Origin of the sequence: Actinophytocola gossypii (assembly GCF_025165815.1) — a bacterium.
In the GTDB taxonomy this organism is placed as follows: Bacteria; Actinomycetota; Actinomycetes; order Mycobacteriales; family Pseudonocardiaceae; genus Actinophytocola; species Actinophytocola gossypii.
In genome coordinates, this window is sequence record NZ_JAFFZE010000020.1 from 36,813 (window position 1) to 62,609 (window position 25,797).

26 protein-coding genes are annotated in these 25,797 nt (G+C 71.3%); 12 read left to right on the top strand and 14 right to left on the bottom strand.

Translation table 11 applies throughout. The features are described 5' to 3' along the window. Nucleotides 1-84: 84 nt before the first annotated feature. The 3 genes from JT362_RS26585 to coaA are packed head-to-tail and all read right to left on the bottom strand — an operon-like array spanning nt 85 to nt 2,463. Entirely contained in the window at nt 85-732 is a 648-nt protein-coding gene (locus JT362_RS26585) for a response regulator (RefSeq protein WP_260194507.1), read from the bottom strand. Between the two features lie 9 nt (nt 733-741). Continuing rightward, nucleotides 742-1,485, bottom strand: a complete 744-nt coding sequence (locus tag JT362_RS26590) for a maleylpyruvate isomerase family mycothiol-dependent enzyme (RefSeq protein ID WP_260194508.1) — start codon at nt 1,483-1,485, stop codon at nt 742-744. Between the two features lie 30 nt (nt 1,486-1,515). Further along, nucleotides 1,516-2,463, bottom strand: a complete 948-nt coding sequence (gene coaA / locus JT362_RS26595) for a type I pantothenate kinase (protein WP_260194509.1) — start codon at nt 2,461-2,463, stop codon at nt 1,516-1,518. Nucleotides 2,464-2,501: 38 nt separating this feature from the next. Here coaA and JT362_RS26600 point away from each other — a divergent pair, with 38 nt between their 5' ends. Then, entirely contained in the window at nt 2,502-2,999 is a 498-nt protein-coding gene (locus JT362_RS26600) for a GNAT family N-acetyltransferase (protein WP_260194510.1), read from the top strand. 27 nt (nt 3,000-3,026) lie between these two features. Here the strand turns inward: JT362_RS26600 and JT362_RS26605 are convergent, their stop codons facing one another. After that, nucleotides 3,027-3,647: a macro domain-containing protein gene (locus JT362_RS26605; RefSeq protein ID WP_260194511.1), complete on the bottom strand. Its 621-nt coding sequence runs from the start codon at nt 3,645-3,647 to the stop codon at nt 3,027-3,029. A gap of 150 nt (nt 3,648-3,797) precedes the next feature. On the opposite strand from JT362_RS26605, the gene pheA reads away from it, so the two are divergent. From pheA to JT362_RS26625, 4 genes are all read left to right on the top strand, one after another. Next, nucleotides 3,798-4,724 carry a prephenate dehydratase gene (gene pheA / locus JT362_RS26610; protein WP_260194512.1) on the top strand — a complete coding sequence of 309 codons (927 nt, stop codon included), beginning with the start codon at nt 3,798-3,800 and terminating at the stop codon, nt 4,722-4,724. A gap of 40 nt (nt 4,725-4,764) precedes the next feature. Beyond that, nucleotides 4,765-5,712 carry an ATP-binding cassette domain-containing protein gene (locus JT362_RS26615; RefSeq protein ID WP_260194513.1) on the top strand — a complete coding sequence of 316 codons (948 nt, stop codon included), beginning with the start codon at nt 4,765-4,767 and terminating at the stop codon, nt 5,710-5,712. Beyond that, nucleotides 5,709-6,509, top strand: a complete 801-nt coding sequence (locus JT362_RS26620) for an ABC transporter permease (RefSeq protein WP_260194514.1) — start codon at nt 5,709-5,711, stop codon at nt 6,507-6,509. The genes JT362_RS26615 and JT362_RS26620 overlap by 4 nt, the downstream gene beginning before the upstream one ends. A 122-nt stretch (nt 6,510-6,631) precedes the next feature. Then, nucleotides 6,632-7,291, top strand: a complete 660-nt coding sequence (locus tag JT362_RS26625) for a DUF4232 domain-containing protein (protein ID WP_260194515.1) — start codon at nt 6,632-6,634, stop codon at nt 7,289-7,291. On the opposite strand, the gene JT362_RS26630 is transcribed toward JT362_RS26625, so the two are convergent. Both JT362_RS26630 and JT362_RS26635 read right to left on the bottom strand, forming a co-directional pair. Further along, on the bottom strand, nt 7,281-7,946 hold the full coding sequence (locus JT362_RS26630; protein ID WP_260194516.1) for a response regulator: 666 nt from the start codon (nt 7,944-7,946) through the stop codon (nt 7,281-7,283). The two genes, JT362_RS26625 and JT362_RS26630, sit on opposite strands and share 11 nt — an antisense overlap. After that, entirely contained in the window at nt 7,943-9,640 is a 1,698-nt protein-coding gene (locus JT362_RS26635; protein ID WP_260194517.1) for a sensor histidine kinase, read from the bottom strand. The genes JT362_RS26630 and JT362_RS26635 overlap by 4 nt, the downstream gene beginning before the upstream one ends. Nucleotides 9,641-9,828: 188 nt before the next feature. On the opposite strand from JT362_RS26635, the gene JT362_RS26640 reads away from it, so the two are divergent. Continuing rightward, entirely contained in the window at nt 9,829-10,035 is a 207-nt protein-coding gene (locus JT362_RS26640) for a hypothetical protein (protein WP_260194518.1), read from the top strand. Nucleotides 10,036-10,038: 3 nt separating this feature from the next. On the opposite strand, the gene JT362_RS26645 is transcribed toward JT362_RS26640, so the two are convergent. Beyond that, nucleotides 10,039-10,356 carry an ArsR/SmtB family transcription factor gene (locus JT362_RS26645; RefSeq protein ID WP_260194519.1) on the bottom strand — a complete coding sequence of 106 codons (318 nt, stop codon included), beginning with the start codon at nt 10,354-10,356 and terminating at the stop codon, nt 10,039-10,041. A gap of 111 nt (nt 10,357-10,467) precedes the next feature. Between JT362_RS26645 and JT362_RS26650 the strand changes: the two genes are divergently transcribed. Continuing rightward, a complete protein-coding gene (locus tag JT362_RS26650; protein WP_260194520.1) occupies nt 10,468-11,232 on the top strand; it encodes a hypothetical protein in 765 nt (254 codons plus the stop codon). A 28-nt stretch (nt 11,233-11,260) separates the two neighbouring features. Here JT362_RS26650 and shbA read toward each other — a convergent pair whose 3' ends face one another. Both shbA and JT362_RS26660 read right to left on the bottom strand, forming a co-directional pair. Next, on the bottom strand, nt 11,261-11,857 hold the full coding sequence (gene shbA, locus JT362_RS26655; protein ID WP_260194521.1) for an RNA polymerase sigma factor ShbA: 597 nt from the start codon (nt 11,855-11,857) through the stop codon (nt 11,261-11,263). 93 nt (nt 11,858-11,950) lie between these two features. After that, on the bottom strand, nt 11,951-13,174 hold the full coding sequence (locus JT362_RS26660) for an endonuclease/exonuclease/phosphatase family protein (protein WP_260194522.1): 1,224 nt from the start codon (nt 13,172-13,174) through the stop codon (nt 11,951-11,953). A 117-nt stretch (nt 13,175-13,291) separates the two neighbouring features. Here JT362_RS26660 and JT362_RS26665 point away from each other — a divergent pair, with 117 nt between their 5' ends. The 3 genes from JT362_RS26665 to JT362_RS26675 are packed head-to-tail and all read left to right on the top strand — an operon-like array spanning nt 13,292 to nt 16,136. Then, complete coding sequence (locus JT362_RS26665) at nt 13,292-14,002, top strand: TetR/AcrR family transcriptional regulator (RefSeq protein ID WP_260194523.1); 711 nt, start codon at nt 13,292-13,294, stop codon at nt 14,000-14,002. A gap of 38 nt (nt 14,003-14,040) precedes the next feature. Next, nucleotides 14,041-14,937: an AurF N-oxygenase family protein gene (locus JT362_RS26670; protein ID WP_260194524.1), complete on the top strand. Its 897-nt coding sequence runs from the start codon at nt 14,041-14,043 to the stop codon at nt 14,935-14,937. A 20-nt stretch (nt 14,938-14,957) separates the two neighbouring features. After that, nucleotides 14,958-16,136, top strand: coding sequence for an RtcB family protein (locus tag JT362_RS26675; RefSeq protein WP_260194525.1), 1,179 nt, complete (start codon nt 14,958-14,960; stop codon nt 16,134-16,136). Nucleotides 16,137-16,715: 579 nt separating this feature from the next. Here the strand turns inward: JT362_RS26675 and JT362_RS26680 are convergent. Genes JT362_RS26680 through JT362_RS26695 form a run of 4 tightly spaced genes read right to left on the bottom strand, consistent with a single transcriptional unit; the run spans nt 16,716 to nt 21,115 of the window. Next, nucleotides 16,716-19,166, bottom strand: a complete 2,451-nt coding sequence (locus tag JT362_RS26680; RefSeq protein ID WP_260194526.1) for a VIT domain-containing protein — start codon at nt 19,164-19,166, stop codon at nt 16,716-16,718. Further along, nucleotides 19,163-19,783 (bottom strand): helix-turn-helix domain-containing protein, encoded by a 621-nt coding sequence (locus JT362_RS26685; RefSeq protein WP_260194527.1) that lies wholly within the window; start codon nt 19,781-19,783, stop codon nt 19,163-19,165. The genes JT362_RS26680 and JT362_RS26685 overlap by 4 nt, the downstream gene beginning before the upstream one ends. 53 nt (nt 19,784-19,836) lie before the next feature. Continuing rightward, entirely contained in the window at nt 19,837-20,187 is a 351-nt protein-coding gene (locus JT362_RS26690; RefSeq protein WP_260194528.1) for a metallopeptidase family protein, read from the bottom strand. A gap of 4 nt (nt 20,188-20,191) precedes the next feature. Beyond that, the gene (locus JT362_RS26695; protein ID WP_260194529.1) at nt 20,192-21,115 is read right to left on the bottom strand and encodes a septum formation family protein; all 924 of its coding nucleotides are present in this window, start codon (nt 21,113-21,115) and stop codon (nt 20,192-20,194) included. Nucleotides 21,116-22,137: 1,022 nt separating this feature from the next. Here JT362_RS26695 and serS point away from each other — a divergent pair. Then, a complete protein-coding gene (serS, locus tag JT362_RS26700; RefSeq protein ID WP_260194530.1) occupies nt 22,138-23,394 on the top strand; it encodes a serine--tRNA ligase in 1,257 nt (418 codons plus the stop codon). Nucleotides 23,395-23,723: 329 nt separating this feature from the next. Continuing rightward, a complete protein-coding gene (locus JT362_RS26705; protein WP_260194531.1) occupies nt 23,724-24,620 on the top strand; it encodes a DMT family transporter in 897 nt (298 codons plus the stop codon). Here JT362_RS26705 and lhgD read toward each other — a convergent pair. Next, a complete protein-coding gene (lhgD, locus tag JT362_RS26710; RefSeq protein ID WP_260194532.1) occupies nt 24,617-25,795 on the bottom strand; it encodes an L-2-hydroxyglutarate dehydrogenase in 1,179 nt (392 codons plus the stop codon). The genes JT362_RS26705 and lhgD overlap by 4 nt on opposite strands. Nucleotides 25,796-25,797 lie beyond the last annotated feature (2 nt).

The window sequence follows — 25,797 nt, forward strand, 5'->3', positions numbered from 1 at the left end:
GTGTGTCGATCCGGACGCGATGACCAGCCTTCACCGACGCGTCGGACGGCGGCGGGTCCGATCGACACGCGCGCCCGAGAATTTTCAGGTGCGTGGTTCTCGCCGGGCGAACCAGGCCACCGCCTGGGTGCGGCGCTCCATCCCGAGCTTCGCCAGCACCGAGGTCACGTAGTTCTTCACCGTCTTCTCCGCCAGGAACAGGCGCTCGGCGATCTGCCGGTTGGTCAGCCCCTCGCCGACCAGCTCCAGCACCTTCCGCTCCCGCTCGGTCAGCGCCGACAGCTCGTCCGGCTCGGCATGGGATTCGGCATCCCGGCGCATCCGGTCCAGGACGCGCGCGGTGGTCACCGGGTCGAGCAGCGACCGGCCGGCCGCCACCTCGCGCACCGCGTCGACCAGGTCCTGGCCGCGCACCTGCTTGAGCAGGTACCCGGACGCCCCGGCCGCGATCGCCTCCACCAGCGCCCGCTTGTCGTCGAACGCGGTCAGCACCAGGCACTTCGGCGCCGGTTCCCGCTCGCGCAGCGCGCGGCACAGCGACACCCCGTCGCCGTCCGGCAGCCGCACGTCGACCACCACCACGTCCGGCCGGGTCGCGCCGACGCGGACCAGCGCCTCCTCGACCCCACCCGCCTCGGCGACCACCTCGATCCCCGGTTCGCCGTCGAGCAGGTCCCGCAGCCCGCGCCGGACCACCTCGTGGTCGTCGATCAGGGCCACCCGCACCGCCATGCCCCAAGACTATTGCGTGGCCACCCCCAGCAGCCCGTGCAGCTTGCCGACCGCGCCCCGGTTGCCGTCCAGCTCGACCACCTCGTTGCCGGCCCGGCGCCACAGCCAGCGCAGCGCCGCGTCCGCCGAACCCCGAACCACCGCCTCCGCGTCGGCCTGGCCTCGTTCCACCGTCACCACGTCCGGGCCGAGCCGCACCAGCCAGCTCGCCTCCGGCACGTCGATCCGCACGGTGTCGCCGTCGCAGCTCGCCAGCTGGTCGGCGAGGTACTCCGGGTACTCCGAGGCGGCGAACGCGAGCATGCACACCAACACCTCATCGATGCCCGGCACCGCCAGCTCGGCCGGGATCGGCTCGGGAGTCACGCCGGCCGCCAGCTCGGCGTCGACCCGGTGGATCACCGTCTCGAACGCCATCCGCCGCATCCAGAACCCGACGGTCTGGTCCGGGGTGTACCAGATCACCGAGTGGTCCGCCGGCTCGCGGACGGCGAACTCCGACGTCAGCTCCCGGTAGGCGCCGTCGAGCGCGGCCAGCGGGTCCCGGCCGAGGTCCGGCGGCCACGGCTCCGGCTCCGCGCCCCGGCGCATGGTCTCGGTCTTGTGCAGGTACACCTCGGCGACGTGCCCGGCCAGGTCGGCGCCGGTCCAGCCGGGGCAGCTCGGCACCGGCTCGCCGAGCGCGCCGGCGACCACCGATCGCAGCCGGCGGTGGTCGGCGTCCAGGTAGTCGAGGTAGGTCTTGTCGTCCACGCGGCAAGCCAACCACGGGGCGCCGACAGCTCAGAGCTTGCGCAGCCGGACCCGGCTGATCCGGTGGTCGGCGTCCTTGCGCAGCACCAGCGTGGCGCGCGGGCGGGTCGGCAGGATGTTGTGCACCAGGTTCGGCTCGTTGATCTCCTGCCACAGCCGGGTCGCCTCCGCGCTCGCCGCCTCGTCGGACAGCGTCGCGAAGTGGTGGAAGTGCGAGCCGGGGTCGGTGAACGCGGTGTCCCGCAGCGTGCGGAACCGCTCGACGTACCAGCGGGCGATGTCCTCGGTGTGCGCGTCGACGTAGACGGAGAAGTCGAACAGGTCGGCCACCGTCAGCCCGTGGCCCGGCAGCAGCACGTTGAGGCCCTCGACGATGAGGATGTCCGGCTTGCGCACAACCTGCGTCTCGCCGGGCACGATGTCGTACGCCAGGTGGGAGTACACCGGCGCGGACACCTCGGGCGCGCCGGACTTCACGTCGGAGACGAACCGCAGCAGGCCGCGCCGGTCGTAGCTCTCCGGGAAGCCCTTGCGGTGCATGATTCCGCGGCGGGTCAGCTCGGCCTTGGTCAGCAGGAACCCGTCGGTGGTGACCAGGTCGACGTGCGGGTGGTCCGGCCAGCGGGCCAGCAGCGTGCGCAGCAGCCGCGCGGTGGTGGACTTGCCGACCGCGACACTGCCCGCGATCCCGATCACGAACGGCACCTTGCGGTCCGCGTCCGGGTCGTCGCCGAGGAACGACGTGGTGTCCTCGTACAGCCGCTGCCGCGCGGCGACCCGCAGGCTGATCAGCCGGGACAGCGGCAGGTAGACGTCGACGACCTCCTCCAGGTCGACCGGGTCGCCCAGGCCGCGCAGCGCCACCAGCTCGTCCAGCGTGAGCGTCAGCGGCGTCGCCCGGCGCAGCTCCCGCCACTGCTCGCGGCGCAGCTCGACATAGGGGCTCAGGTCGCGCGCTCGCTGGTGGGTGGCCCGCACGCCTTGAAACGTTAGGCGGTCGTGGCAGCGTGGGCACTGTGACTCGTGTGACTCCGTACACGTTCCGGCGGCTGACCCCCGCCGACAAACCCGAGGTGACCCGCCTGCTGGTGCGCGAGTGGGGCGCGGTCGAGGTCGTCGCGCTGGCGCTCGGCGGCCTGGTCGACGCCAGCGCGCTGCCTGGCTGGCTGGCCGAGCGGGACGGCGAGGTCGCCGGCCTGCTGACCTACCGGACCATCGGCACGAGCGCGGACCTGGTCACGATCAACGCGTTCGCCGGCGGCGGGGTCGGTGCGGGGCTGCTGGCGGCACTGGTGGACGACCTGCGCCGGACCGGCGGCACGCGGCTGACGGTGACCACGACCAACGACAACACCCGCGCGCTGCGCTTCTACCAGCGCGCCGGGTTCCGGCTGGCCGCGCTGCGGGTGGACGCGGTCGCCGAGGCCCGGCGGATCAAACCCGGCATCCCGGAGTTGGGCGACGACGGTATCCCCATCCGGGACGAGATCGAACTGGTCATGGAAGTCCGGTGATCAGCGGTTCGCCGACTCCGGGCTCGTTCAGCGCAGGCCGCGCGGATCGAACACCTCGTCCCACGCGGCCATCACCTGCCGCGCGCAGTTCCTCGGCGGCACCCCGCCGACGCCGGTGCCCAGGCCAGGCAGCGCGATCGTGCGCACCACGCGCCGCACCGGGCGCTCGTCCTCCAGCCGGCCGCCACGCCACAGGTGGAACACCGCCCTGGCCGCCAGGTACGGGTGCACGGTGTCCGGCGGCAGCACCTCGCCCGGCTCACGCATCGTCGGCGCGCTGATCAGCCACGCGGGCGCCGGCTCGCCGGTCGGCACGACCAGCGCCTGACCGACCGGCAGCTCGCCGCCGTGGTAGGCGAGTACCGCACTGCGCACGTGCTGCTCGACCGCCGGGAACGCCCGCGCGTACACCGCGTCGATGCCACCGCGCATCAACCCGAACGAGTTGGCCGGGCTGACCACCGCCTCGGCGTCGATGTCCAGCACCGACCCCCGGTGCACCTCGACGTCGGAACGCCCCGCCACGGCCTCGGTCCAGGCGTTCGCCAGCGGCTCGTCGACGGCGCACAGCACCAGCCGCAGTGGTTCCTGGCCCCCCAGCTCTCCGGTCGCGATGCCCGCGGTGTCAGCTCCCGAATCGGCGGTCACGGCCCCCAGCATGGCACCTCGGGGGCACCGGGCGTAACCGCACTCCCCGAACTGGTGGTACCCCATAGTGGCGCTCGCGCAAGGCGTTCACCCACCGCGACCACACGGCCTTCGGCCGATCGGCGGGAGCCACCTGCGTAGGCTCATCCCGTGCCGAGCATCGCCTACTTCGGACCCCGGGGAACCTTCTCCGAACAGGCCGCCCGCGTCCACGCCGGCGCCGACGACACGCTGGAGCCGATGCGCACGGTCCCGGCCGCGCTCGCCGCGGTCCGCGCCGGCGAGGCCGACCTCGCCTGCGTGCCGGTGGAGAACTCCGTCGAGGGCGCCGTGTCGGCCACCATGGACGCGCTCGCGGTCGACGAGCCGCTGGTCGCCGTCGCCGAGGTGGTGCTGCCGGTGCGGTTCTCCGTGCTGGTCCGCCCGAACCTCACCGCCGACCGGGTGCGCACGGTCGCCAGCCACCCGCACGCGCTGGCCCAGGTCCAGGGCTGGCTCGCCGCGAACCTCCCGGACGCCGCGCAGACCGCCGCCAACTCCACCGCCGCCGCCGCGGTCGGCGTGCTGGACGGCAGCTGGGACGCCGCGGTCACCGCGCCCGTCGCCGCCACCCACTACCCGCTGGACGTCCTCGCCACCGGCATCGCCGACGTCGAGGGCGCGGTGACCCGGTTCCTGCTGCTGCGCCACCCCGGCACGCTGCCCGGCCCGACCGGCTCGGACCGCACCTCGATCGTGGTCACCGCGGCCGCCGAGCGCACCGGCGTGCTCGCCGAGCTGCTCACCGAGCTCGCGCTGCGCGGCATCAACCTCAGCCGCATCGAGTCCCGCCCGCTGAAGGGCAGGCTCGGCCAGTACCGCTTCTACCTGGACTTCGACGGGCACGTGCACGAGCAGCGGGTCGGCGACGCGCTCGCCGCGCTGCACCGCCGCTGCCAGCACGTCCGCTTCCTCGGCTCCTACCCCAGGGCGGAACCGAGCCCGACCTCGACCGCCGCGGCGGCCGGCAACACCGACGCCGACTACGCCGCGGCCGGCGAGTGGCTGGCCGCCGTCCGCAACGGAACCGGCGGATAATTCGCGCGGCGTTGTCGTCCCCGCGCTCTAGGCTGCCCGCATGACAGCAGCGGTGCGCGCGGAGGGGCTGGTGAAGACCTACGGGTCCACCCGCGCCCTCGACGGCGTCGACCTGGAGATTCCGACCGGTACCGTGCTGGGCCTGCTCGGGCCGAACGGCGCCGGCAAGACCACGGCGGTCCGGATCCTCACCACCCTGCTGCGCCCGGACGCCGGCCGTGCCTGGGTCGCGGGGCACGACGTGCTCGCCGACCCGGACGCGGTACGCCGCGCGATCGGGCTGTCCGGCCAGTACGCCGCCGTCGACGAGCAGCTCACCGGCTTCGAGAACCTCTACCTGGTCGGCCGGCTCTACGGGAAGAACAAGACCGACGCGCGGGCGAGGGCGACCGAGCTGATCAACCGGTTCCGGCTCGACGACGCCGCCGGCCGTCCGGCGAAGACCTACTCCGGTGGCATGCGCAGGCGGCTCGACCTGGCCGGCGCGCTGGTCGCCGAACCGGCCGTGGTGCTGCTCGACGAGCCGACCACCGGCCTCGACCCGCGCGGCCGCCTGGACACCTGGGCGGTGATCGGCGAGCTGGTCGCCGACGGCGCCACCGTGCTGCTCACCACCCAGTACCTGGAGGAGGCCGACCAGCTGGCCGACACGATCCTGGTCATCGACCACGGCCGGGTCATCGCCAGCGGCACCGCCGACCAGCTCAAGACCGAGGTCGGCGGCGAACGGCTGGAGATCGTGGTCGGGGAACCGGCGGAGTTGCCCCTCACCGCGCGCGTGCTGGCCGACGTCGGCGCCGGCGAACCGAGCGTCGACGAGCAGCACCGGCGGGTGCGGGTGCTGGTCGACGCGGGCACCAAGTCGCTGATCGAGGCGCTGCGCCGGCTCGACGGCGAGGGGGTCGCGGTGCTCGACGTGAGCCTGCACCGGCCGACGCTCGACGACGTGTTCCTGTCGCTCACCGGGCATGCCGCGGAGGAAGAATGACCGTCCTGACCCAGGGCATTCGCGACGGCGGGATCATCGCCTGGCGCAACCTGCTCAACGCGCGGCGCAACATCGACTGGCTGTTCGCCGCGGTCGTCCAGCCGATCATGTTCGTGCTGCTGTTCGCCTACGTGTTCGGCGGCGCGCTCGGCGGCGGGGAGTACCGCGAGTTCCTGATCGCCGGGATCTTCGTGCAGACCATCGCGTTCAACTCGGCGTTCACCGTCATCGGGCTGTGCAACGACCTGCAGAAGGGCATCATCGACCGGTTCCGCTCGCTGCCGATGTCGCGGCTCGCGGTGCTGCTCGGGCGCACCACCTCGGACCTGGTGGTCAGCTCGCTGGCGCTGCTGATCATGTCGCTGTGCGGGCTGCTGGTCGGCTGGCGGATCCGCGGCAGCCTGCTGGACGCGGTGCTGGCGTACCTGTTGCTGCTGCTGTTCGGGTTCGCGATGTCGTGGATCGGCGCGCTGATCGGGCTGTCCGCGCCGAGCGTGGAGGTGGCGCAGAGCGCGGGGCTGATGTGGCTGTTCCCGCTGTCGTTCATCTCCTCGGCGTTCGTCGGCGCGGGCACGATGCCGGGGCCGCTGAAGACGATCGCGGAGTGGAACCCGTTCACCGCGGTGATCCAGTCGGTGCGGGACCTGTTCGGCAACGAAGCGCCGCCCGGGATGGCGCCGCCGGAGGGCTGGCCGGCGGACAACGCGGTGCTCTACGCGCTGGTGTCGTCGCTGGTGATCCTGGCGGTGTTCGTGCCGTGGTCGGTGGCCAAGTACCGGCGGGTGGCCAGCAAGTAGTCCCGTTTTTCTTTTGCCGGACACGGGTAGTCCTGGTTGGCAGGCAACCACTGAGGGGGGTCATCCGTCCTCTCAGTAACCAGCTCCACTGGTTTCGGGGCCAGGACTGGAGGCGAAAAGCCATGCGCAACAGGATGATGGTCGTCGGCGGGGTCGCGCTCGCGATGCTGGCGGTCGGCTGTGACACCACGTCGAACGATGCGGCGAGCCCGCCGGTGCCGACGATCAGCGATGCCGCCGGGGCGACATCCACCACCGCACCGACCAGCGAGGCGCCCACCTCGACGAGAGAACCGGCGAAGGAACCCGCCACCCCGGCGCCCGCTCCGGCGACCCGGGAACCGGTGAAGGAGCCCGCGAGCCCGCGCGAGTGCCAGACCAGCGAGCTGAAGCTGAGCCTGGGCAGCGGCCAGGGCGCGGCCGGCACGGTCTACCGCCCGCTGCGGTTCACCAACGTCGGCGACCGCACCTGCGTCATCCAGGGCTTCCCCGGGGTGTCGTACGTGACCGGCGACGACGGCCGCCAGGTCGGCCCGGCCGCCTACCGCGTCGGCACCAAGGGTCCGGCGATCTCGCTGGCGCCCGGCGCGACCGTGCACGCCCCGGTCGGGTTCACCCAGGTCGGCAACTACGACCCGGCGGAGTGCCGGCCGACGCACGTGCGCGGCCTGCGGGTGTACCCGCCGCACGAGTACGACTCGATGTTCCTGCCCGCGCCGGGCACCGGCTGCGCCGGCGACCCGCCGGGGCACCAGCTGGTGGTGAAGACGGTCACCCGTTAGTGCCGTTCATCAGCCCGGTGCGCCACGCCCACGCGGCCACCTCGACGCGGTTGCGGGCACCGACCTTCGCCTGCACCGCGGCGAGGTGCGTCTTCACCGTGGACAGCGACAGGTAGAGCTCCTCGCCGATCTCGGTGTTGGTCAGCCCGCGCGCGGTCGCGCGCACCACGTCCAGCTCCCGCTCGGTCAGCGGCTCGGCCGGGGCCTCGGTGGCGGCGGGTGCCGGGGCGCTGCGGGCGAAGTGCCGCAGCAGCCGCACGGTGATCTGCGGCGACACCAGCGCGTCGCCGCGGTCCGCCGCCCGCACCGCCTCCAGCAGCAGCGCCGGCCCGGCGTCCTTGAGCAGGAACCCGTTGGCGCCGTTGGTCAGCGCGGCGTTGACGTACTCGTCCAGGTCGAACGTGGTGACCACGACGACCTTCAGCGGGTCGGCCACCCCCGGCCCGGCCAGCGCCCGGGTGACCTCCAGCCCGTCCATCCCGGGCATCCGGATGTCGAGCAGGCACACGTCCGGGCGCAGCTCGCGGGCCCTGGACACCGCCGACACCCCGTCCGGCACGTCCGCGACGACCTCCATGTCGTCCTGGGTCTCCAGGATCATCCGGAACCCCGCCCGGACCATCTCCTGGTCGTCCGCGATCAACACCCTGATCATGTGGCGTCCTTCCCCCGAACCGGTAGCCATGCCTCCACCGACCAGCCGACGTAGCCGCTCGGACCGGCCTCGAACCGGCCGCCGAGCAGCTCCACCCGCTCCCGCATGCCGACCAGACCGTAGCCACCCGAACCACCGGCGGGTTTCACCGGCCGCCGCGCGCCGTCGTCGACCACCCTGATGTGCAGTGTCTCGCCGAGCCGCGCCACCCGGACCCGCACCTCGGTGGCGTCCGGCGCGTGCTTGCCGACGTTGGTCAGCGACTCCTGCACCAGCCGCAGCACCGACCGGCCGACCTCGTGCGGCAGCTCCTCCGGCAGGTCGAGGTCCAGCGCGATCGGCGGCCCCGCGTAGTTGTCGACCAGCGCGGCCAGGTCGGCACGCAGGTCGGTGGTGGCCTGACCGGTGGCGGCGGGGTCGGCGGTGGCCGCGGTGCCGTCGCGGAGGCTGCCGACGAGCGTGCGCATCGCGGTCAGCGCCTCGGTGCCGCTGTACTCGATCTTCTCCAGCGCGGTGACCGCGACGCCCGGGTTCTTCGCCGCGACCAGCAGCGCGGCCTGCGCCTGCACGACGATCCCGGTGACGTGGTGGGCGACCACGTCGTGCAGCTCGCGGGCCAGCGCCATCCGCTCGCCCTGCTGCGCGGAGTTCACCGCCGCCCGCACGGTCTGGTTCCGCTCGCGGTCGCGGGCCCGGAAGTACCAGCCGGTGACGATCGCGACCCCGAGCAGGAACAGCAGCAGGAGCACGCTGCTGGAGTTGGTGACGAACATCGGCGAGCGAATCCCCAGCGCGAACCCGTTGGCCACGACCAGCGCGAGCGTGCTCCAGACCGCGTCCCGGCGCGAGGCCTGGCGCACCACGTACGCGACCAGCGCCATGCTGGCCGCGAGGTTGGTCAGCGTCATCGGCTGGTCCGAGGTGGCGGACAGCCCGGTGATCAGCGGCAGTCCGGCGATCACGCCGGCCGCGATCAGGGCGTTGCGCTGTGGGTTCCTCGGGGCGAAGAACGCGCACACGCCGGCGATCACGCCGCTGAACACGCCGGGGAGACCGTCGCTGCCGGACGGGGGGAGCTCGAACAGGGCGACGACCGCGAGTGCGACGGCGAGCGGCCACTGCTTGCGGACCAGGGTGTTCATCTCGGTCTCGACCCGCTGGCCGCCGGCGCGCCGCAGGTACACGCCGACCGCGATGGCGGCACCCAGCAGGAAGAACCCGAGCATGCCGGTCACGGCCAGGTCGCGGGCGCCGAGCGTGAGGCCCGGGTCGCAGAAGTAGACGTGGCAGCTGCGCAGGCCACGGACCACGACGGCGGCGAGGCAGCCGACGACCAGTGCCGCCGTGCACGCGGTCGCGGCGACCGGCGTGCCCCGCCAGACGACGAAGACGGTCAGCACCGTGCCGGCGACCATCTCGGTGAGCGTGATGTTGGTCAGCCCGATCGACCGGATGTACAGCTCGGCCGACGCGATCAGCGCCGACGACAGCAGCAGCGTCAGGACGCCGAGCAGGGCGCCGACGACCGGCCGGGTGAGCGCGAGGAAGGCGCACAGCGCGATCAGGGCCGAGCCGGGCAGCACCAGCACGTTGCGGGCCCCGCCGTAGGACTCGATCGCGATGAACGCGTCGAGCACGAACGCCACGCCCAGGATCGCGGCCAGCCAGCGGTGTGGCACCGGCATCGGTGTCATGCCCCGAAAGGTATTGGACCGGACGTTCCGGCGCCTCGGCCGACCGGCGGCGGCGGGTCGGCCGATCGGCCAGGGGCGGCGGCTCGCCCGGTGGCCGGTCGGCCGGCGCGGGCCACCCGGTCGACCGATCCGCCGGGCGCCCTCCGCGAGCGAAGCTGTGACCAGCACGTTCAACGGAGGTGGGAGAAATGGTTCAGGCGGTTCTCTTGTGGGCCGGAGTGGTCGTGGGGCTCGGACTGATGCTGGTGATGGCCCTCGGCCCGGTGATCGTGGAGGCCGACGCGCGGCGCTACGAGCGGCGGCACGACCAGCGGCGGGTGGCCCGCCGGGAGGCGGCGAAGGCGGCGGTGGAGGACCCGGCCGCGTCGGCCCCGGTGGTGCGGCACGCGGCCTGAGGCTCAGGTCGAGGTGGCGAGCACCGTGGACACCAGGCCGGGGAACCTCGTGTCCAGCTCGTCCAGGCGCAGGGTGTTCATCCGCTGCCGGCCGTCGTCGTACTGGCGGATGATGCCGGCCCGGCGCAGGGCGCGGAAGTGGTGGCTGAGCGTGGAGGCGGCGACCGGGAGGCCGAAGGTGCCGCAGGCCCGGTCGCCGTCCGCGATCAGCATGCGCACGATCGTGCGTCGGGTCGGGTCGGCGAGGGCGCGCAGGACGTCGTCCAGCTCGACCTCGGCGATCTCCGGGTGGGACACCGACGCCCACCGGCCGATCGGCACGGCGGCTCCCTTCCTGACAACCTTCTCAGGACTTTTCGACAACTAACGAAGACTGTACGCCCCGACGGGACTATTCGACATGTATCGAAAACACCCCGTTGGAGGTAGCACGTGCGTATCCGACTCCTCGCCGGCGCCGGCCTGGCCGCCGCCGCGCTCGTCCTGACCGCCGTCCCCGCGACGGCCGGTCCCGAACCCGCGCCGCACCCGGCGCCGCACGGCCCGCAGCGGCCCTACGAGCCGGACGTGCCCGGACCGGTCAACTACGAGGGCGGCGACGCGACCGTCACCCGGGACGGCGGCTCCCGGCTCGGCGTCGAGATCTCCTTCGACACCCACCGGTACACCGACACCGGCGAGAAACCGGCGGCGCCGAGGGAGTTCGTGTTCCTGTTCGACCGGTCGATCCGGTTCAACACCTGGGCGTTCCCGACCTGCGCCAGGTCGACCATCGAGGCGGGCGGCATCGAGGCCTGCCCGGCCGGCTCGCGGGTCGGCAGCGGCCGGGCGGTGATGTACGGCGGCGGCACCGCCGAGGTCGCGGTGTTCAACACGAAGTACCGCAACGGCATGCGCGGCGTCCTGATCACGATCCCGGCCACCGGCGCGATCCTGGAGAACACGCTGGAGCGGGTCACCGGCGACTACCGCCGCGACTACCGGTGGGGCCTGCACGAGATCATCCAGCCCGACGGAACGCCGCCCACGGAGCGCGGCTCGACCAGCGAGTTCGACATCACGTTCGGCGCCACCCGGCACGGCCGGAGCTTCGTGGTGAGCACCGAGCGGCCCGGCCGGGAGCTGTCCATCGGCGTGTGGAGCCACTACGTGACCGGGCAGGTCACGCTGCACGAGGGACGCACCCCGCGGCCGTAGCGCTCGGGCCGCGCCGCGCGGTGGGCGGTCAGCCGACCACCGCGCGGCGCAGCCGGCTCAGCGCCCGGTGCTGGGCCACCCGGACCGCGTCCGGGGTGGTGCCGACCGCGGCGGCGGTCTCCTGGGCGCTCATGCCGAGCGCCACCCGCATCACCAGGATCTCCCGCTGGCGGGGGAGCAGCGTGCGCAGCAGGTCACCGGTGTGCTCGACCAGTTCGCGGCGCAGCGCGATCTCCTCGGGGCTCTCCTCGACCTCGGGCGGCTCCGGGGTCGACGCAGTCGGCAGCGTCCGGTCCCGCGCGGCCGCCCGGTGCACGTCGGCGACCTTGTGCGCGGCGACGCCGAAGACGAACGACAGGAACGGCCGGCCGAGGTGGCGGTAGGTGGGCAGGGCGCGGAACACGGCCAGGCACACCTCCTGCGCCACGTCGTCGGGCGAGGTGATCCGGCGGACCCGGCCGAGCTTGCTCCGGCAGTACCGGACCGTGATCGGGCGCAGGTAGGCGAGTAGCTCGCCGGTCGCGGCCGGGTCGCCGGCGGAGGCGGCCGCGGCGACGGCGTCCACGTTCTCCCGGGAGACGGGCGGGTTCCACGGGGTGGCCAGGGGTTCGGCAACGCACGACATCGGCGCCTCCATGGTGCGGCTCACACCAAGAGAGGGCGCTCGACCGGTACGGATACACCGATCGTGTGATGCGTTCGGCCCGTGGCCGGATGGCTACCGTGAGCGGCCGGGAACCAGCACGTCGACCCGGACGAGGTGGTGGTCGGAGGCGTCGTTCAGCCGGGCGAGCGGGGAGTGCGCGGTCGGCCAGAACACCGCGCTGCCGGTGGGGATCAGGCCCCGGGACGGCAGTACGTAGTCGACCCGGAGGTTGCCCGGTGCCTCGTCGTTGAAGTCGGCGGTGTCGAAGTACGGGTTGCTCTCGTGGCCGGTGTTGGCGCCGCCCTGCTCGCGCGCGGCGAGGTACCCGCCGAGGCTGCCCGGGTGCGGGTCGATCACCCGCGGGGCGTCGAGCAGCCGGTCGATGGCGCCGGGCACGCTGTCGCCGTCGCGCGGGTCGGAGTTGTTGTCACCGGCGACGACGAACCGCTCGCTCGGGCGCAGGCCGCCGCGCCGGCCCTGGTCGTCGTAGATGTAGCGGCCCTTGCCCGGGGTGACGTAGTCGGCCCAGAACCGGATCTCGTCGTGGTTGCGGGTGCCGTTGCGGTCCTCGGCGCCGTCGAAGGTGGGCGGGGTCGGGTGGGAGACCAGGAAGTGCACGTCGCCGCGGCCGACCCGGATCGGCACGTCCCAGTGCGACTTGGAGGACAGGCGCAGCACGTCGAGGATCTCGGGGGAGTACCAGTCGTGCGGGGTCGGGGTGGCGGGGTCGTCGGGGAGCATGGCGCCCGGCATGTCGGCCCAGCGGAAGTGCTGGAACGTGCGGACCCGGTCGGTGTCGATCGGGTACTTGGAGAGCACGAGCATCCCGTACTGGCCCTCGAACAGGCCGAACCCGTGCGCGTCGTCGCCGGTACCGGTGCGCCCGTCCCGGTTCAGGTCGAACCCGGTGGGCACGCCGGTGTTGGACGGCGCGATGAACGCGTGCGGGTAGTGGATCGGGCGGGCGCCGTGCTGGCCGCGCTCGAGGTAGTTGTCGCGGAACAGGGCGACGGCCTCGGGGGCGTAGTCGAACTCGTTGATGAGCAGGACGTCCGGCCGGTTGCGCTGGATGACCTCGGCGACCTCGCGGGCCTGCGGGTCGTCCGGGGTGGCGAGGTCGGCGACGAGCTCCCCGACGGCGCCGCGGTTGAGCGAGGCGTTGTAGGTGGCGAACCGCAGCTCGGCGAGCCCGTGCCTGGTCGCACGATCGGCCGGGTCGGCCTGCGCGGCCGGGGCGGTGAGCACGCCGGCGGCGAGGGCCAGCGCGGGGACGAGCAACAGGCGGGCGCGGGTCATGTGGATACCTCCGAAGGTCGGCGCGCCACCCTGGCATGCCGTGACCACGAACGGGTGATCTGAGAGTGAACACCGTGGTGCCCGCGTTGACCACCCCCGAACGGATAGCGTGGGTTCGTGGAGGACGAGGTCCGGCGGCCGAAGAGCGAGGCGACGCGCACGCTGATCGTGGAGACGGCGTTGCGGCTGTTCCAGGAGCACGGGTACGCCAAGACGACGATGCGGGCGATCGCGAAGGAGGCCGGGGTATCGGTCGGCAACGCGTACTACTACTTCAGCTCGAAGGAACAGCTGGTCCAGGGGTTCTACGACCGGATAACGGAGCTGCACGAGCAGGCGTGCGAGGAGGCGTTGCGCACCGAGCGGGAGTTCGCGCCCCGGCTGCGGGCGGTGATGCACGGGTGGATCGACGTGGCGGCGCCGTACCACGAGTTCGGCAAGCAGTTCTTCGTGAACGCGGCGGATCCGGAGAGCCCGCTGAGCCCGTTCTCGACGGAGTCGAGCCCGGCGCGGGAGTCGCAGATCGCGCTGCACCGGCGGGTGCTGGACGGGTCGACGGTGAAGGTGGACACGGGGCTGCGGCCGGAGCTGCCGGAGCTGTTGTGGCTGTACGAGATGGGCGTGGTGCTGTTCTGGGTGCACGACCGGTCGCCGGGATGCCGGCGGACCAGGTTGTTGGTGGACCGCACGGTGCCGTTGATCGATCGGGTGATCGGCCTGTCGAGGCTGCGGTTGCTGCGCCCGGTGACCAGGGAGATCGTGCAGCTGGTCGGTGACCTGACCCGGCCGGACCTTGACAGCGAGGAGCCGAGACGGGAACCTGGGTAACTGTTACGCGAGGTAACACTTACTCGGGAGGTCCCAGGATGGCCCGCGCGCTGCAACCGAAGGACCGAGAGGTCACCGCCGAGCGGCTGCTCGACTCGTCGGCCAGGAACTCGTACTCGCCGGACATCGATGTCGACTGGACGGCGCCGCTGCACGAGGGCAAGGCGTTCATGCCCTTCGAGCGGGTGTCGCTGTACGGCACCGAGCTGTGGGAGCGGTTGACGCCGGAACAGCGGGTGGAGCTGTCGAAGCACGAGATCGCGAGCATGGCGAGCGTGGGGCTGTGGTTCGAGATCGTGCTGATGCAGCTGTTGGCGCGGTACGTGTACGACCTGGACCCGAGGACGGCGCACGCGCAGTACGCGCTGACGGAGCTGGGGGACGAGACCCGGCACTCGATCATGTTCGCGAAGGCGGTCAGCAAGACGGGCGCGCCCGCGTACGGCCCGAACCGGATCACTCGGGCGCTCGGCCGCTGGTTCGGCGGCCTGGCCAGCGGTCCGCCGATGTTCGCCTCGGTGCTGGTGGCGGAGGAGACCACGGACCGCGTCCAACGCGCGATGATGGATGACCCCGAGATCCAGCCGATGATCCGGATGGTGAACCGGATCCACGTGATCGAGGAGGCCCGGCACGTCCGGTTCGCACGCGAGGAGGTCGTGCGCGGCCTCAAGGGCGTCGGTCGCCTGCGCCTGGAGTTCTACCGCCTGGTGACCGCGTTGACCGCGTACGCGGTGGTCGACTGCATGATCCACCCCAAGGTGTACGCGGCGGTGGGCATCGACCCCCGCGAGGGCCGGCGGGTGGCGTTGGCGAACCCGCACCACCAGGAACATCGCCGCTGGATGTCGGAGAAGGTCGTGGAGTTCCTGACCGAGGTAGGCCTCATCGGCGGCCCGAGCAAGCGCATCTGGAAGCGCGGATATCTGCTTTGAGCGGGTCCTAGTCTGAGGCCATGGCACCCACCACGGTCCCCGGCAAGCACGTCGACATCCGTCTGTGGACCCGACCAGAAACGGTCGAGGACCAGGCGATGCGGCAGCTGCACAACATCGCCGCGCTTCCGTGGACGTTCAAGCACGTAGCCGTGATGCCCGACGTGCACTACGGCAAGGGCGCGACCGTAGGTTCGGTAATCGCCATGCGAGACGCGGTATCCCCCGCGGCGGTAGGCGTCGACATCGGCTGCGGCATGACCGCCGTACGAACGTCGTTGCACGCCGAGGACCTCCCCGAGGATCTCAGTCGTATCCGGTCCACCATGGAGGCCGCGGTCCCCGTGGGTCGCGCCCAACACAAGGCGAGCGCGTTCACCGGCCGCGACGCCGACGACTGGGACACGTTCTGGCGCCGTTTCGACGACCTGACCCCCGCGGTGAAAGCGAACGCGGGCCGAGCCCTGCACCAGATGGGCACCCTGGGCGGCGGCAACCACTTCATCGAGATCTGCCTGGACACGAAGAAGCAGGTCTGGGTAATGCTCCACTCCGGCTCCCGCGGCATCGGGAACTTGTTGGCGCAACACCACATCGAGGTGGCGCAGAGCCTGGCGCACAACCAGGAGCTGCCCGACCCAGACCTGGCCGTCTTCCTGGCCGGAACCCCGCAGATGACGGCGTACCGCCACGACCTGTATTGGGCCCAGGACTACGCCCGCCGCAACCGAGCCGTGATGACACGCCTGGTCTGCGACGTACTCCGTCGCCGGTTCCCCCAGGTGACGTTCGACGATCCCATCAGCGCCCACCACAACTATGTGTCCGAGGAAACCCACTTCGGCGAGGAGGTGCTGGTGACCCGCAAAGGCGCGATCCGAGCCGGCAACGGTGACCTGGGCATCATTCCCGGCTCAATGGGAACAGGCTCGTACATAGTCCGAGGCCTGGGAAACCCCGATTCGTTCGAGTCGGCGTCCCACGGCGCCGGCAGACGAATGTCCCGCAACAAGGCCCGCAAACACTTCACAGAAGCCGACCTGGCGGCACAGACGGCAGGCGTCGAATGCCGCAAGGACGCAGGTGTAGTGGACGAGATCCCAGGCGCCTACAAGGACATCGACGAGGTCATCGCGAACCAGCAGGACCTCGTGGAAGTGGTGGCCAAACTGAATCAGGTGGTCTGCGTCAAAGGCTGACCCAGCCCTCCCCAGCGTCCCCAACCCCCCCGACCACAAAGCCCCTTCGACGGACGCCGGCACGCCCACCGCTGGCTCCGTCGATGCTTGCGTGCCAGCTTGCGTCGATGGCTTGCGTTGCCGGCTTGCGTTGCCGGTCGCGTTACCGGCTTTGCGTCGATGGCTTCCGTCGACTCGTCTGGCTACCCGCCACCATGCCGAAACCCGCCGCCCAACCCACCAGTCCGCCCACCGCTCCACCGGACCTGAAGCAAGCCGCCAATCAGCCAAGCCGCACGACACGTTTGACGATCGTCCCAGCGACCCGCCGCCATGATGCCTGACAGCTCTGCCTGTCCGACGCCCCGACGCCCCGACGCCCGATGCCCCGCCGTCGGATGCTCCGCCGCCGGATGCTCCGCCGCCCGAAGGCTCGCCGCCCGACGGCCCGCCGCCCGACGGCCCGCCGTCGGATGCTCCGCCGTCGGATGCTCCGCCGCCCGACGCACCGCCGCCCGACGCACCGCCGCGCGATGCCGTCGCGCGACGGCACCGGTTGCCCGACCCCGACGGTCCGGTCTCTCCGGTCGGCCCGGCGTGTCAGGTCTTCTTCCAGAAGGTGCTGCGGGGCGGTGGCTTTGGCCTGGACACCGTGTACAGCGTTGCGAGGGCCATGTACCAGAGGGAGTCGGCCATGTTCGGGTTGTCGGTCGGTTCGGAAATGTCTTTCGCCAGAACGGTCATGGAGTGGCACGCGGTCTCTCGCTCGCCCGTGCGCCGCCAGTGGTCGAGGAGGGGTTTGATCCGTTCGGCGAGTTCTCCGAGGATCGTGAGACGCGTCCAGACGTCCTTGTCGTCCGCGTCCATCAGCTTCCTGAGTTCGGCTTCGGCGAAGACGGCCAGGGCCGGGGGTTTCGGCTCGGGCGGCGATGTGATCGGGAACTGTGGTTCCTCGATCGAAGGCAACGCGAACTCCCGAACAGAGGGGGACGCTGGCGGCGGGGGTGCTTGTGGCGTGCGCCTGCGTTTCGGCTGGTTTACCTTGCCGAATCCGGTACCCGGGGCGGATGCCCGGAAGGTGCCGCCCGCCGACTCGACGGCCATCCGGCTGGCGGCGAACGGCATCGCTCGAGCTGCCATCGGCTGCGTCCCTCCGAAGACCGCCCCGGGTGGTTCCCAACCGCTGGGGAGGTCGACAGGTTGGGTCACGCGGTGAACCTCTCCGCCTTCGTTCACCACTCGCTGATCGACCGCGACGAACGCGGTGAAGCGGGACAACACCCCGAACCGCAGCGAGGTGTCGACGATGCGCTTCTCCAATGCCGCGTGGTCGTCGCCGCCGACGACATAGCGGTCCTCCAGGTCGCGGAGCCGCGCCCGCGCCCACAGCGCGGCCAGACCCGGATTATCGCTTCGACCTGCGGCGACCGTGGCGCGCCAGTCGCTACCGGAGACCGTGATCGAGCCGGCCGGTGCACCGGTGTAGCGGCCGGTGATCACAGCGGGAGCACCCTCGAACAGATCGGGCAGGGGGGCGGGGGCGACGGATTCGGTGTCGATCACCAGGCCGTCCGGAGCGAGCCGAAGGTCGGTGACGACGGGAGCGGTGATGCGGCGATGTATCTGGGTCATCACCTCGTCCAGGCGGTCCTCGGACTCGACCAGTTCGTAGCGGCCCTTCGAACCCGCCAACCGTTGCAGGAACGCCTCGTTGACGGCCCGGTCGATGCCGACCGTGTGCACCCGAACGTTCGTGAGCGCGGGGGACAGGTCGCGCAGTAGCTGGTCCTCGTTGCCCACCTGCCCGTCGGTGACCAGTACGAGGACCCGGTCGCGATCGGCAGCGGAGTCGGCGAGCATGGCGCCGGCCCTCGTCAGTGGCTCGAGCATCTGGGTGCCGCCCCTGGCGTCCACACCGGACAGGAACTCGACCGCGCGAAACCTGTTGTGGTCGTTCGCGTCCACCAGCGCCTCGGGCAGCGACGGTGGTGTGGTGACGGTGTTGTCGAACGCCAAGGCCGCGAACCGGTCGTCGGTGCCGAGCGTGTCGACGATGCGCGCCGCGGCTCGTCGTGCGGCGACCATCTTCCAACCACCCATCGAACCCGAGCGGTCGAGGACGAGCACGACGTCACGGTGGCGTGCCGCGGTCGACCTCGCCGGCGGCAGAACGGTCACCGCGAACGTGCCACCCGCGCTCTCGTCGTCCGGGTCGTCCGGCCGCACGACCAAGGAGGTGCGGATCGCGGACGAGTCCGCGAAGCGCAGGCGTAGCAGGAAGTCCCGGTCGGCGCGCTCACCCGGATCGAGTCGTACTCGCAGGCCCGTCGGACTGTCGTCCGTCGTGGCCGTGGCGTGCAGGCTCGTTGCGACACCGGCCAGCGGCAGGCCGGCCGGATCGACATCGACCGCGACGGACAGCCGCACCGGGTTCGGGAAGCCCGGCAGCAGGATCGGCGGACTGATCCGGGAGGCGTCCGGAACGGCGTCGGTGTCCGGTGCCACGCCGTCACCAACCTGACCGCCGCCGATCGGCTCGCCGGGGATGAACCGCGGCGCGACAACGAGCGGGAACCGGAACGTAGCGGCGTCGTCCTCGTAGGACAGTGAGCCGGCGAGCGTGAGGTGCACGGCGACCCGCTCGCCCGGCATGATGTTGCCGACCCGCATGGTGAACACGCCGGGCCGCTCCTCCTCGGCGATCGAGGCGCGCTTGCCCTCGGTGACGGCCTCGTCGTAGTCGGCTCTGGCCTGTTCCCGTTCCTTCAGCAGCCCGTCGACCGTGTGCCCGTCCGCCTCCATGCGCAGCGCGGTGACCGCGGCCCGCGGCGGCAGGGGAAAGATGTAGGTGGCTTCCAACGGCCTGTCGTGCGGGTTGTGGAAGCCCTGGGTGAGTTCGATGCTCGAGGCCAACCCGGTGATCGCGGCTCGAACGTCGATCGTGTCGAGCGGCAGGTTGCCCTCGTCGGTTCGAAGGCAGCCGACACCGTCGTCCTCGGCGGGACGAGCCGGCACCTCGGCCAGGTCCATGAGGTCGACGCGCGTGTTCATCGGCGTTCCTTTCCGGGTGATGGCGCAAGACCCATACGGTCCAGCAGGTCGAGCAGTGGTGCGGCGGCCGCCTCGATGGCGGCGAGCTCGGCGGCGTCCGGCGACCGGGTTGCGGCGTTCAACACGACAGTGACACTGTCACCCAGGCGGAGGCCGTGGATCGGTGATGCGACAGTGTTCGCCTCACTGTCAGTGATCTTTGCAGTAATACTGTCGGTTGTGTTCGCACCGTCCGTGTGGGCGGCCGCACGCCAGAACCCCTCGGCGCGGACCGGACGCGCTGACCAGGCGACGTCCATGCGCGGTACCTGGGCGAGGTCTGCCAGTTGGTCGTTGGTGGCGCCGAGGAGTCGCTCCTGGATCTCCGCCAGCGTGTGCCCCTCCGCCTGCAGTCGCTTCACCGCAGCGAGTTGCAGCAGGTGGCGGTGGCCGTACAGGGCTGTACGGCCACGCGTGTCGACCGGCCGGTCCACCAGCCCGATGGTGGTGTACCACCGGATGGTTCGGCCGCTGGGCAGCTCCCGCACCCGGCCGTTGGTCTGGCCGTCGTAGTTGTCCGACAGCAGTTCCGCGACACGGTCCGGGAGCTGCTCGAGGGTCCACAGCTCTTCGGTCATGCACCCATCTTGACAGTTTTGGATGACAGTGTCAAGGTTGCAGTATGAACGCCTCAGCCCCAGCCCAGCTCATGCAACCGCGCGTCGTCGATGCCGAAGTGGTGCGCGATCTCGTGCACGACCGTGATCGCGACCTCCTCCACCACGTCGTCCTCGGTCTCACAGATGTCGAGGATCGCCTCGCGATAGATGGTGATGCGGTCCGGAAGCACCCCGCCGTAGGTCGACGTCCGTTCCGTCAGCGCGATCCCGTGATAGAGCCCGAGCAACGAAGGCTGCTCGGGATCCCGGTCCTCCACCAGCACGACCACGTTGTCCATCGCGGCGGCGAACTCTTTCGGGACCAGGTCAAGCGCGTCGCCGACGAGTTCTTCGAACCGCCGACGGGACATCTCGACGGGCAACGCGTCACCCGCCGGGCTTCGACGGTGGCGGCGCGCTGGACGCCGTCGACGGAGGCAACGGCGCGGCCTCCACGCTGCCCTGGATCGGGCGCAGTTGACCGTTCGGCTCGCGGGCGCCGACCTTGCAGTTCACCCGGTACGAGCCGGCCAGCCAGCTCTCCTTCTTCAACGTGTCCGAGTAGAGCGACAACTCAAGCGCATTCAGGTCCGCGTTGCCGGTGTACTTGTTGGTCTCCGGCGGGCACAGGTCGACCAGCTTCTCGCGCTGCGCGGCCTCGCTCGGGTACGTCTTGGGATCGAATGTCTTGCTCAGGTCGACCACGGCCACCACCTCGTACGCATGGAACTCTTCGCAGGGGACGGGGTCGCCAACCCCGCCGTCGACCAGGGCGAAGCAGGTTCCGGGCTCGTGCACGTTGGACTGGTCCTGCTCGGCGGCAGCGCCAGTAGTCGGCAGGAGGCGTTCACCCGACGGGGTGACTCGCTGGAGGCCGCAGCGCAGGCGCCGGTCGCCGTTGCGCCACTGCTCGGCGCTCGGCTTCAACGCGCCGGCGGTGTACTTGCCGAACGGATCCAGAGTGCCACCCAGGTACTCGGCAGCTTCCGCCGTGCACCTCTCGGTGACGATCTTCTGCCACTCCTGCTCGGCGGGCGGCGGAGAGTTCGGCCCGTACTTACCGCCGATCTCGACGTTGTTGGTGACCTCGAACGTGTGCGGTTGCTCGCACGACACCCGACGCATGTTCTGCGGCTTGTCGTGCGGCCAGTCCAGGCACGTGCCGCTCGGCGAGTCGAACGCCTCGGCCGCTTCCTGCGCCGCGGGGTCGACCGTGCCCTCGACCGACACCGGCCAGGAGAACAGCATGCTCCCACTGAGCACGGCCAGCGCTCCGATGAACGCGCCGGCCATGACCAGGCGGGTACGCATGGTGCTCCCCCGAGCGCCCATCAGATCTCGGCGAGGGGACACGCTGCGTCAGCTGCGGGTCGCGTCGCGGTCACAGCAGTCATGGTCGGTCGGCAGCTCGCATCGGTCACGCCCTCGCCACCTCCTCTCGATATACGTATACCTCGCGTTCAACGCGGATGTGGCTCTGAACGCGAAGGTTAGCGGGTTCACCGGCGCCGTGTACGACATCGGGTCGCCCGCGGCGTGGTGGGGAAAGTATCGCCGCCAGGTGTTGAGTGGGCGAGTCGCGGCGCACATGAACAAAGTCGATTCGGACGAAGACCAGACGGACGGAGGTGGCAGTACATCCATACCCAGTGACACGTGTGTGAGATGGGCGAGCGGCACCCAGTCGCCGCCCCAAAGGGTCGCGGCCATGCACACTGACGGGTGCGCGCCAACCTGTACGTCGACGGTGCCCTGAAGGGTGCGCGCCAGGCTGTACGTCAACGGTGCCCTGAAGGGTGCGCGTTGAGGGTGCGCGCTGAAGGGCGCGCTGGCGGCGCGCACACCAGCTCAACGTCGACGGTGCCGTGACGGTGCACGCGGTGGTGCGTGTGAGGCTGTACGTCGACGGTGCGCCTGAGGGTGCGGGCTGTTCCGCCAGCGGGCCGACCACCACCACAGAACCGCGCGGACGGTGGTCCGCTCCAGTGACGCGATTCTCTGGCACGACCGCACAGGAAGCGCTGGACGTTGCGGGTACGACTCGTGCAGTTGAACCGAAGCCGTCGCAATCGAACCGAAGCCGTCTCCGGGCCGGCGTGAGCACCTACTGCGCAAGGTGCTGAGGCAAAGCTGCCTGGGCTGACCATTGCATCCTCGCCGCGGTTGCGCAGTATCTCGGCATCTTGTGGTGGTACACCCGGCGAGCCGGCCCGCCCGCGACTCCTTGGGCACACGGCCGTCCTGCGGGTACGTGACACCGGGAAAGCCGCGCATCCGTGGGTGGAACCACAGTGCCAGCGCTGAAGGATCCTGCCGGCGGATACGCTCCGGCGATGATCGACCTGAAAACACTTCGTGAGGACCCGGAGGCGGTGCGCGCGTCCCAGCGCCGTCGTGGTGAGGACGAACGGTTGGTCGACGAACTGCGGGCGGCCGACGAGCGGCGCAGAGCCGCGGTGGCCAGGGCTGACAGCCTCCGCGCGGAGCAGAAGCAGCTGGGCAGGCAGGTCGGCAAGGCCCGGGGCGAGGAGCGCGACCGGCTGCTCGCGCAGGGCAAGGAACTCGCGGCCGACGTGCGTGCCGCCGAGGCCGAACAGGCCGAGGCGGAGACCGACCTGACCGAGCGGCACACGCTTGTGCCCAACCTCGTCCATCCCGCGGTGCCCGCGGGCGGCGAGGACGACTACGTGGTGCTCAAGGAGGTGGGTACGCCACAGACCTTCGACTTCGAACCGGCCGACCATCTCGACCTGGGCGTGCGGCTCGGTGCCCTGGACATCGAGCGTGGTGCGAAGGTGTCCGGCGCCCGGTTCTACTTCCTGACCGGCGTCGGCGCCCAGTTGCAGCTCGCGCTGCTCAACTTGGCCGCCGCGCAGGCCACGGCGAGCGGGTTCACCCTGATGATCCCGCCGGTGCTGGTCCGGCCGGAGATCATGGCCGGCACCGGGTTCCTCGGCGCGCACGCCGGCGAGGTCTACCGGCTCGCCGAGGACGACCTGTACCTGGTCGGGACGTCGGAGGTGCCGCTGGCCGGCTACCACGCCGACGAGATCCTCGACCTGTCAGCCGGACCGCTCCGGTACGCGGGCTGGTCCTCGTGCTTCCGGCGTGAGGCGGGCTCGTACGGCAAGGACACGCGCGGAATCATCCGCGTGCACCAGTTCGACAAGGTCGAGATGTTCGTCTACTGCCGTCCGCAGGACGCCGAGGCCGAGCACGCGCGACTGCTCGCCTGGGAGGAGGAGATGCTCGCGAAGATCGAGGTGCCGTACCGCGTCATCGACGTGGCCGGTGGCGACCTCGGCACCAGCGCGTCCCGCAAGTTCGACTGCGAGGCGTGGGTGCCGAGCCAGGGCCGCTACCGCGAGCTCACGTCGACGTCGAACTGCACCACGTTCCAGGCCAGGCGCCTGTCCGTGCGCTACCGCGACGAGGACAACCGCCCGCGCACCGCCGCCACGCTCAACGGCACGCTGGCGACCACCCGCTGGCTCGTCGCCCTCCTGGAGAACCACCAGCAGGCCGACGGCTCGGTCAAGGTGCCGGCCGCCCTGCGGCCCTTCCTCGGACGCGACGTACTCACGCCCTGAGTTCGCGCCGCGCCCAAGTCCGGTGCTCGCCGGCCGCGTCTGTGCCCGCGCCCATGCCCTGGCCGTGCCTGCGGCCCACCGTGCCCATGCGCTGGCCGTGCCTGTGGCCCACCGCGCAGGCAGGGACATGGGTCTCAAATGGCTCGCCTTCCGAGGCCACGCGCTCGTACCCTGCCCCGGTGCATCGGTTGTTTCCGGTAACCCCACCACCCCGCGGCTGAGCGGGGCGTCGCTGACGGCGTGGCCACCAGCCACGCCTGCTTGACGCTGCTCGGCTGAACGCCCCGCAGACGAAGACATCGCACTCTTCTGACGCTGGGAGCGTTCCCTTGCTCGCACTACCGATCGATCACGCACGCACGTCCACCCTCCTGCTCGCCCTCGCCGGTGTCCTCTGGGGTACCGGCGGCCTCGCCGGTGACCTCCTCCAGGACGCCGGTCGGCTCGATCCCGTTCCGGTCGCCACCTACCGGTTGCTGGTCGGCGGTCTGCTCGCCACCGCGGTGACCGTCGCGCTCGGGCAGGTCCGGCACCTGCGCGGGCCGCGCGCCCGGCGCCGGCTCCTGGTCACCGGTCTCCTGCTCGCCGAGTTCCAAGCCGCCTACCAGATCGCCGTGGAACGGGTGTCGGTCAGCTTGGCGACCTTGGTCACCATCGGGTGCGTGCCCGTCTTCGTCGCGGCGGGCACCGCGTGGCGGGAGCGTCGGCTGCCTGCGCCGCGCACCCTGACCGCCATCGGCACGTCGCTGGTGGGGCTCGCGTTGCTGTCCGGGTCACCGGTGGCGAACGGCGACGGCTGGCAAACCGTGAGCGGCGTGGGTGCGGCGCTTTTGGCTGGTGCCGGTTTCGCGACGCTCACGCTCGTCACCGCGCGTCCGATCGCCGGGCAGGCCGCGATCACGTCGGTCGGGCTGCTGGTCGGCGGGGTGATGCTGACGCCGTTCGCGCTGGGGTACGGGATGGGGCTGCCGGTCACCGCCGAGGTGCTGGTTCTGACCGGCTACCTCGGGGTCGTGCCGACCGCTGTCGCTTATGGGGCTTATGTCCTCGGGCTGCGGCATGCGACGGCGACCGCGGCGGCGTTGGCGACCATGTTGGAACCGTTGACCGCCACGTTGCTCGCGGTCGCCTTTCACGGCGAGACGCTGACGGCGGCCGGGTTCGCAGGTGCGGCGCTGATCGGCGGGGCGGTGGCACTCGCGCCTGCGGACGGGAAAACGGGCTAGCCGACCTGGTCGGCGACGTACCTGGCGATCTCCAACGCGCTGGTCGCGGCGGGGGACGGGGCGTTCAGCACGTGCACCTGGTTCTCCGCCGTCTCGATGAGGAAGTCGTGCACGAGGGTGCCGTCCGGAAGGAGGGCCTGGGCGCGGACACCCGCCGCCGACCGCACCAGGTCGGCGCGGGTGACCGCGGGGACCAGGCGGGCCAGGCTCGCGGCGAAGCGGCGGCGGGACACCGACCGCACCACCTCGTCGACGGCGGTACGCGGGTACCTGCGCGCCAGGCGCCACAGGCCGGGGAACCGCGCGACCTCCGCCACGTCCCGCCACGACACGTCCCGCCACCGGTAACCCTCGCGGCGCAGCGCCAGCACCGCGTTCGGCCCGGCGTGCACCGAGCCGTCGAGCATCCGGGTCAGGTGCACGCCGAGGAACGGGAGCGTCGGATCCGGCACGGGGTAGACCAGACCGCGTACCAGGTGCGACGCCGACTCCCGGAGCGTGAAGTACTCGCCGCGGAACGGGACGATCCGGGCGCGCGGTGACACCCCGGCCAGCCGCGCCACCCGGTCACTGTGCAGGCCCGCGCAGTTCACCAGCGCGTCCGCGCGGACCACGTCGGTGCCGGTGGCCAGCTCCACGCCGCCCCGGGCGCCCCGGCGGATCGCCAGGGCCGGGGTGCCCAGGCGGAGGGTGGCGCCGGCCGTCTCCAGGTCGCCGACCATGGCCCGGCAGACCGCGGGGAAGTCGATGATCGCGGTCGACTCGACGCGGAGGGCGGCCACGCAGGCCACCTCGGGTTCGTAGGCGTGCGCTTCGGCCGGTTCGACGAGCTTGGCCGGCACGCCGTTGGCCTCGGCGCGGGCGGCCAGGGCGTGCAGGCGCGGCACCTCCTCCGCGCTCGTCGCGACCACGAGCTTGCCGCAGACCTCGACCGGAACGCCGCGCTCGCGGGCGTACGCCACGATCGACCGGTTCCCCGCCACCGACATCCTGGCCTTGAACGACCCCGGCTCGTAGTACAGCCCGGCGTGCACCACGTTCGAGTTGTGGCCGGTCTGGTGCGCGGCCCACTCCGGCTCCTTCTCCAGCACCGTCACCCGGTCGCCCCGGGCGGTCAGCTCGCGAGCCACCGCCAGTCCCAGGATCCCGCCACCCACCACCGCTACGTGTCGCACGA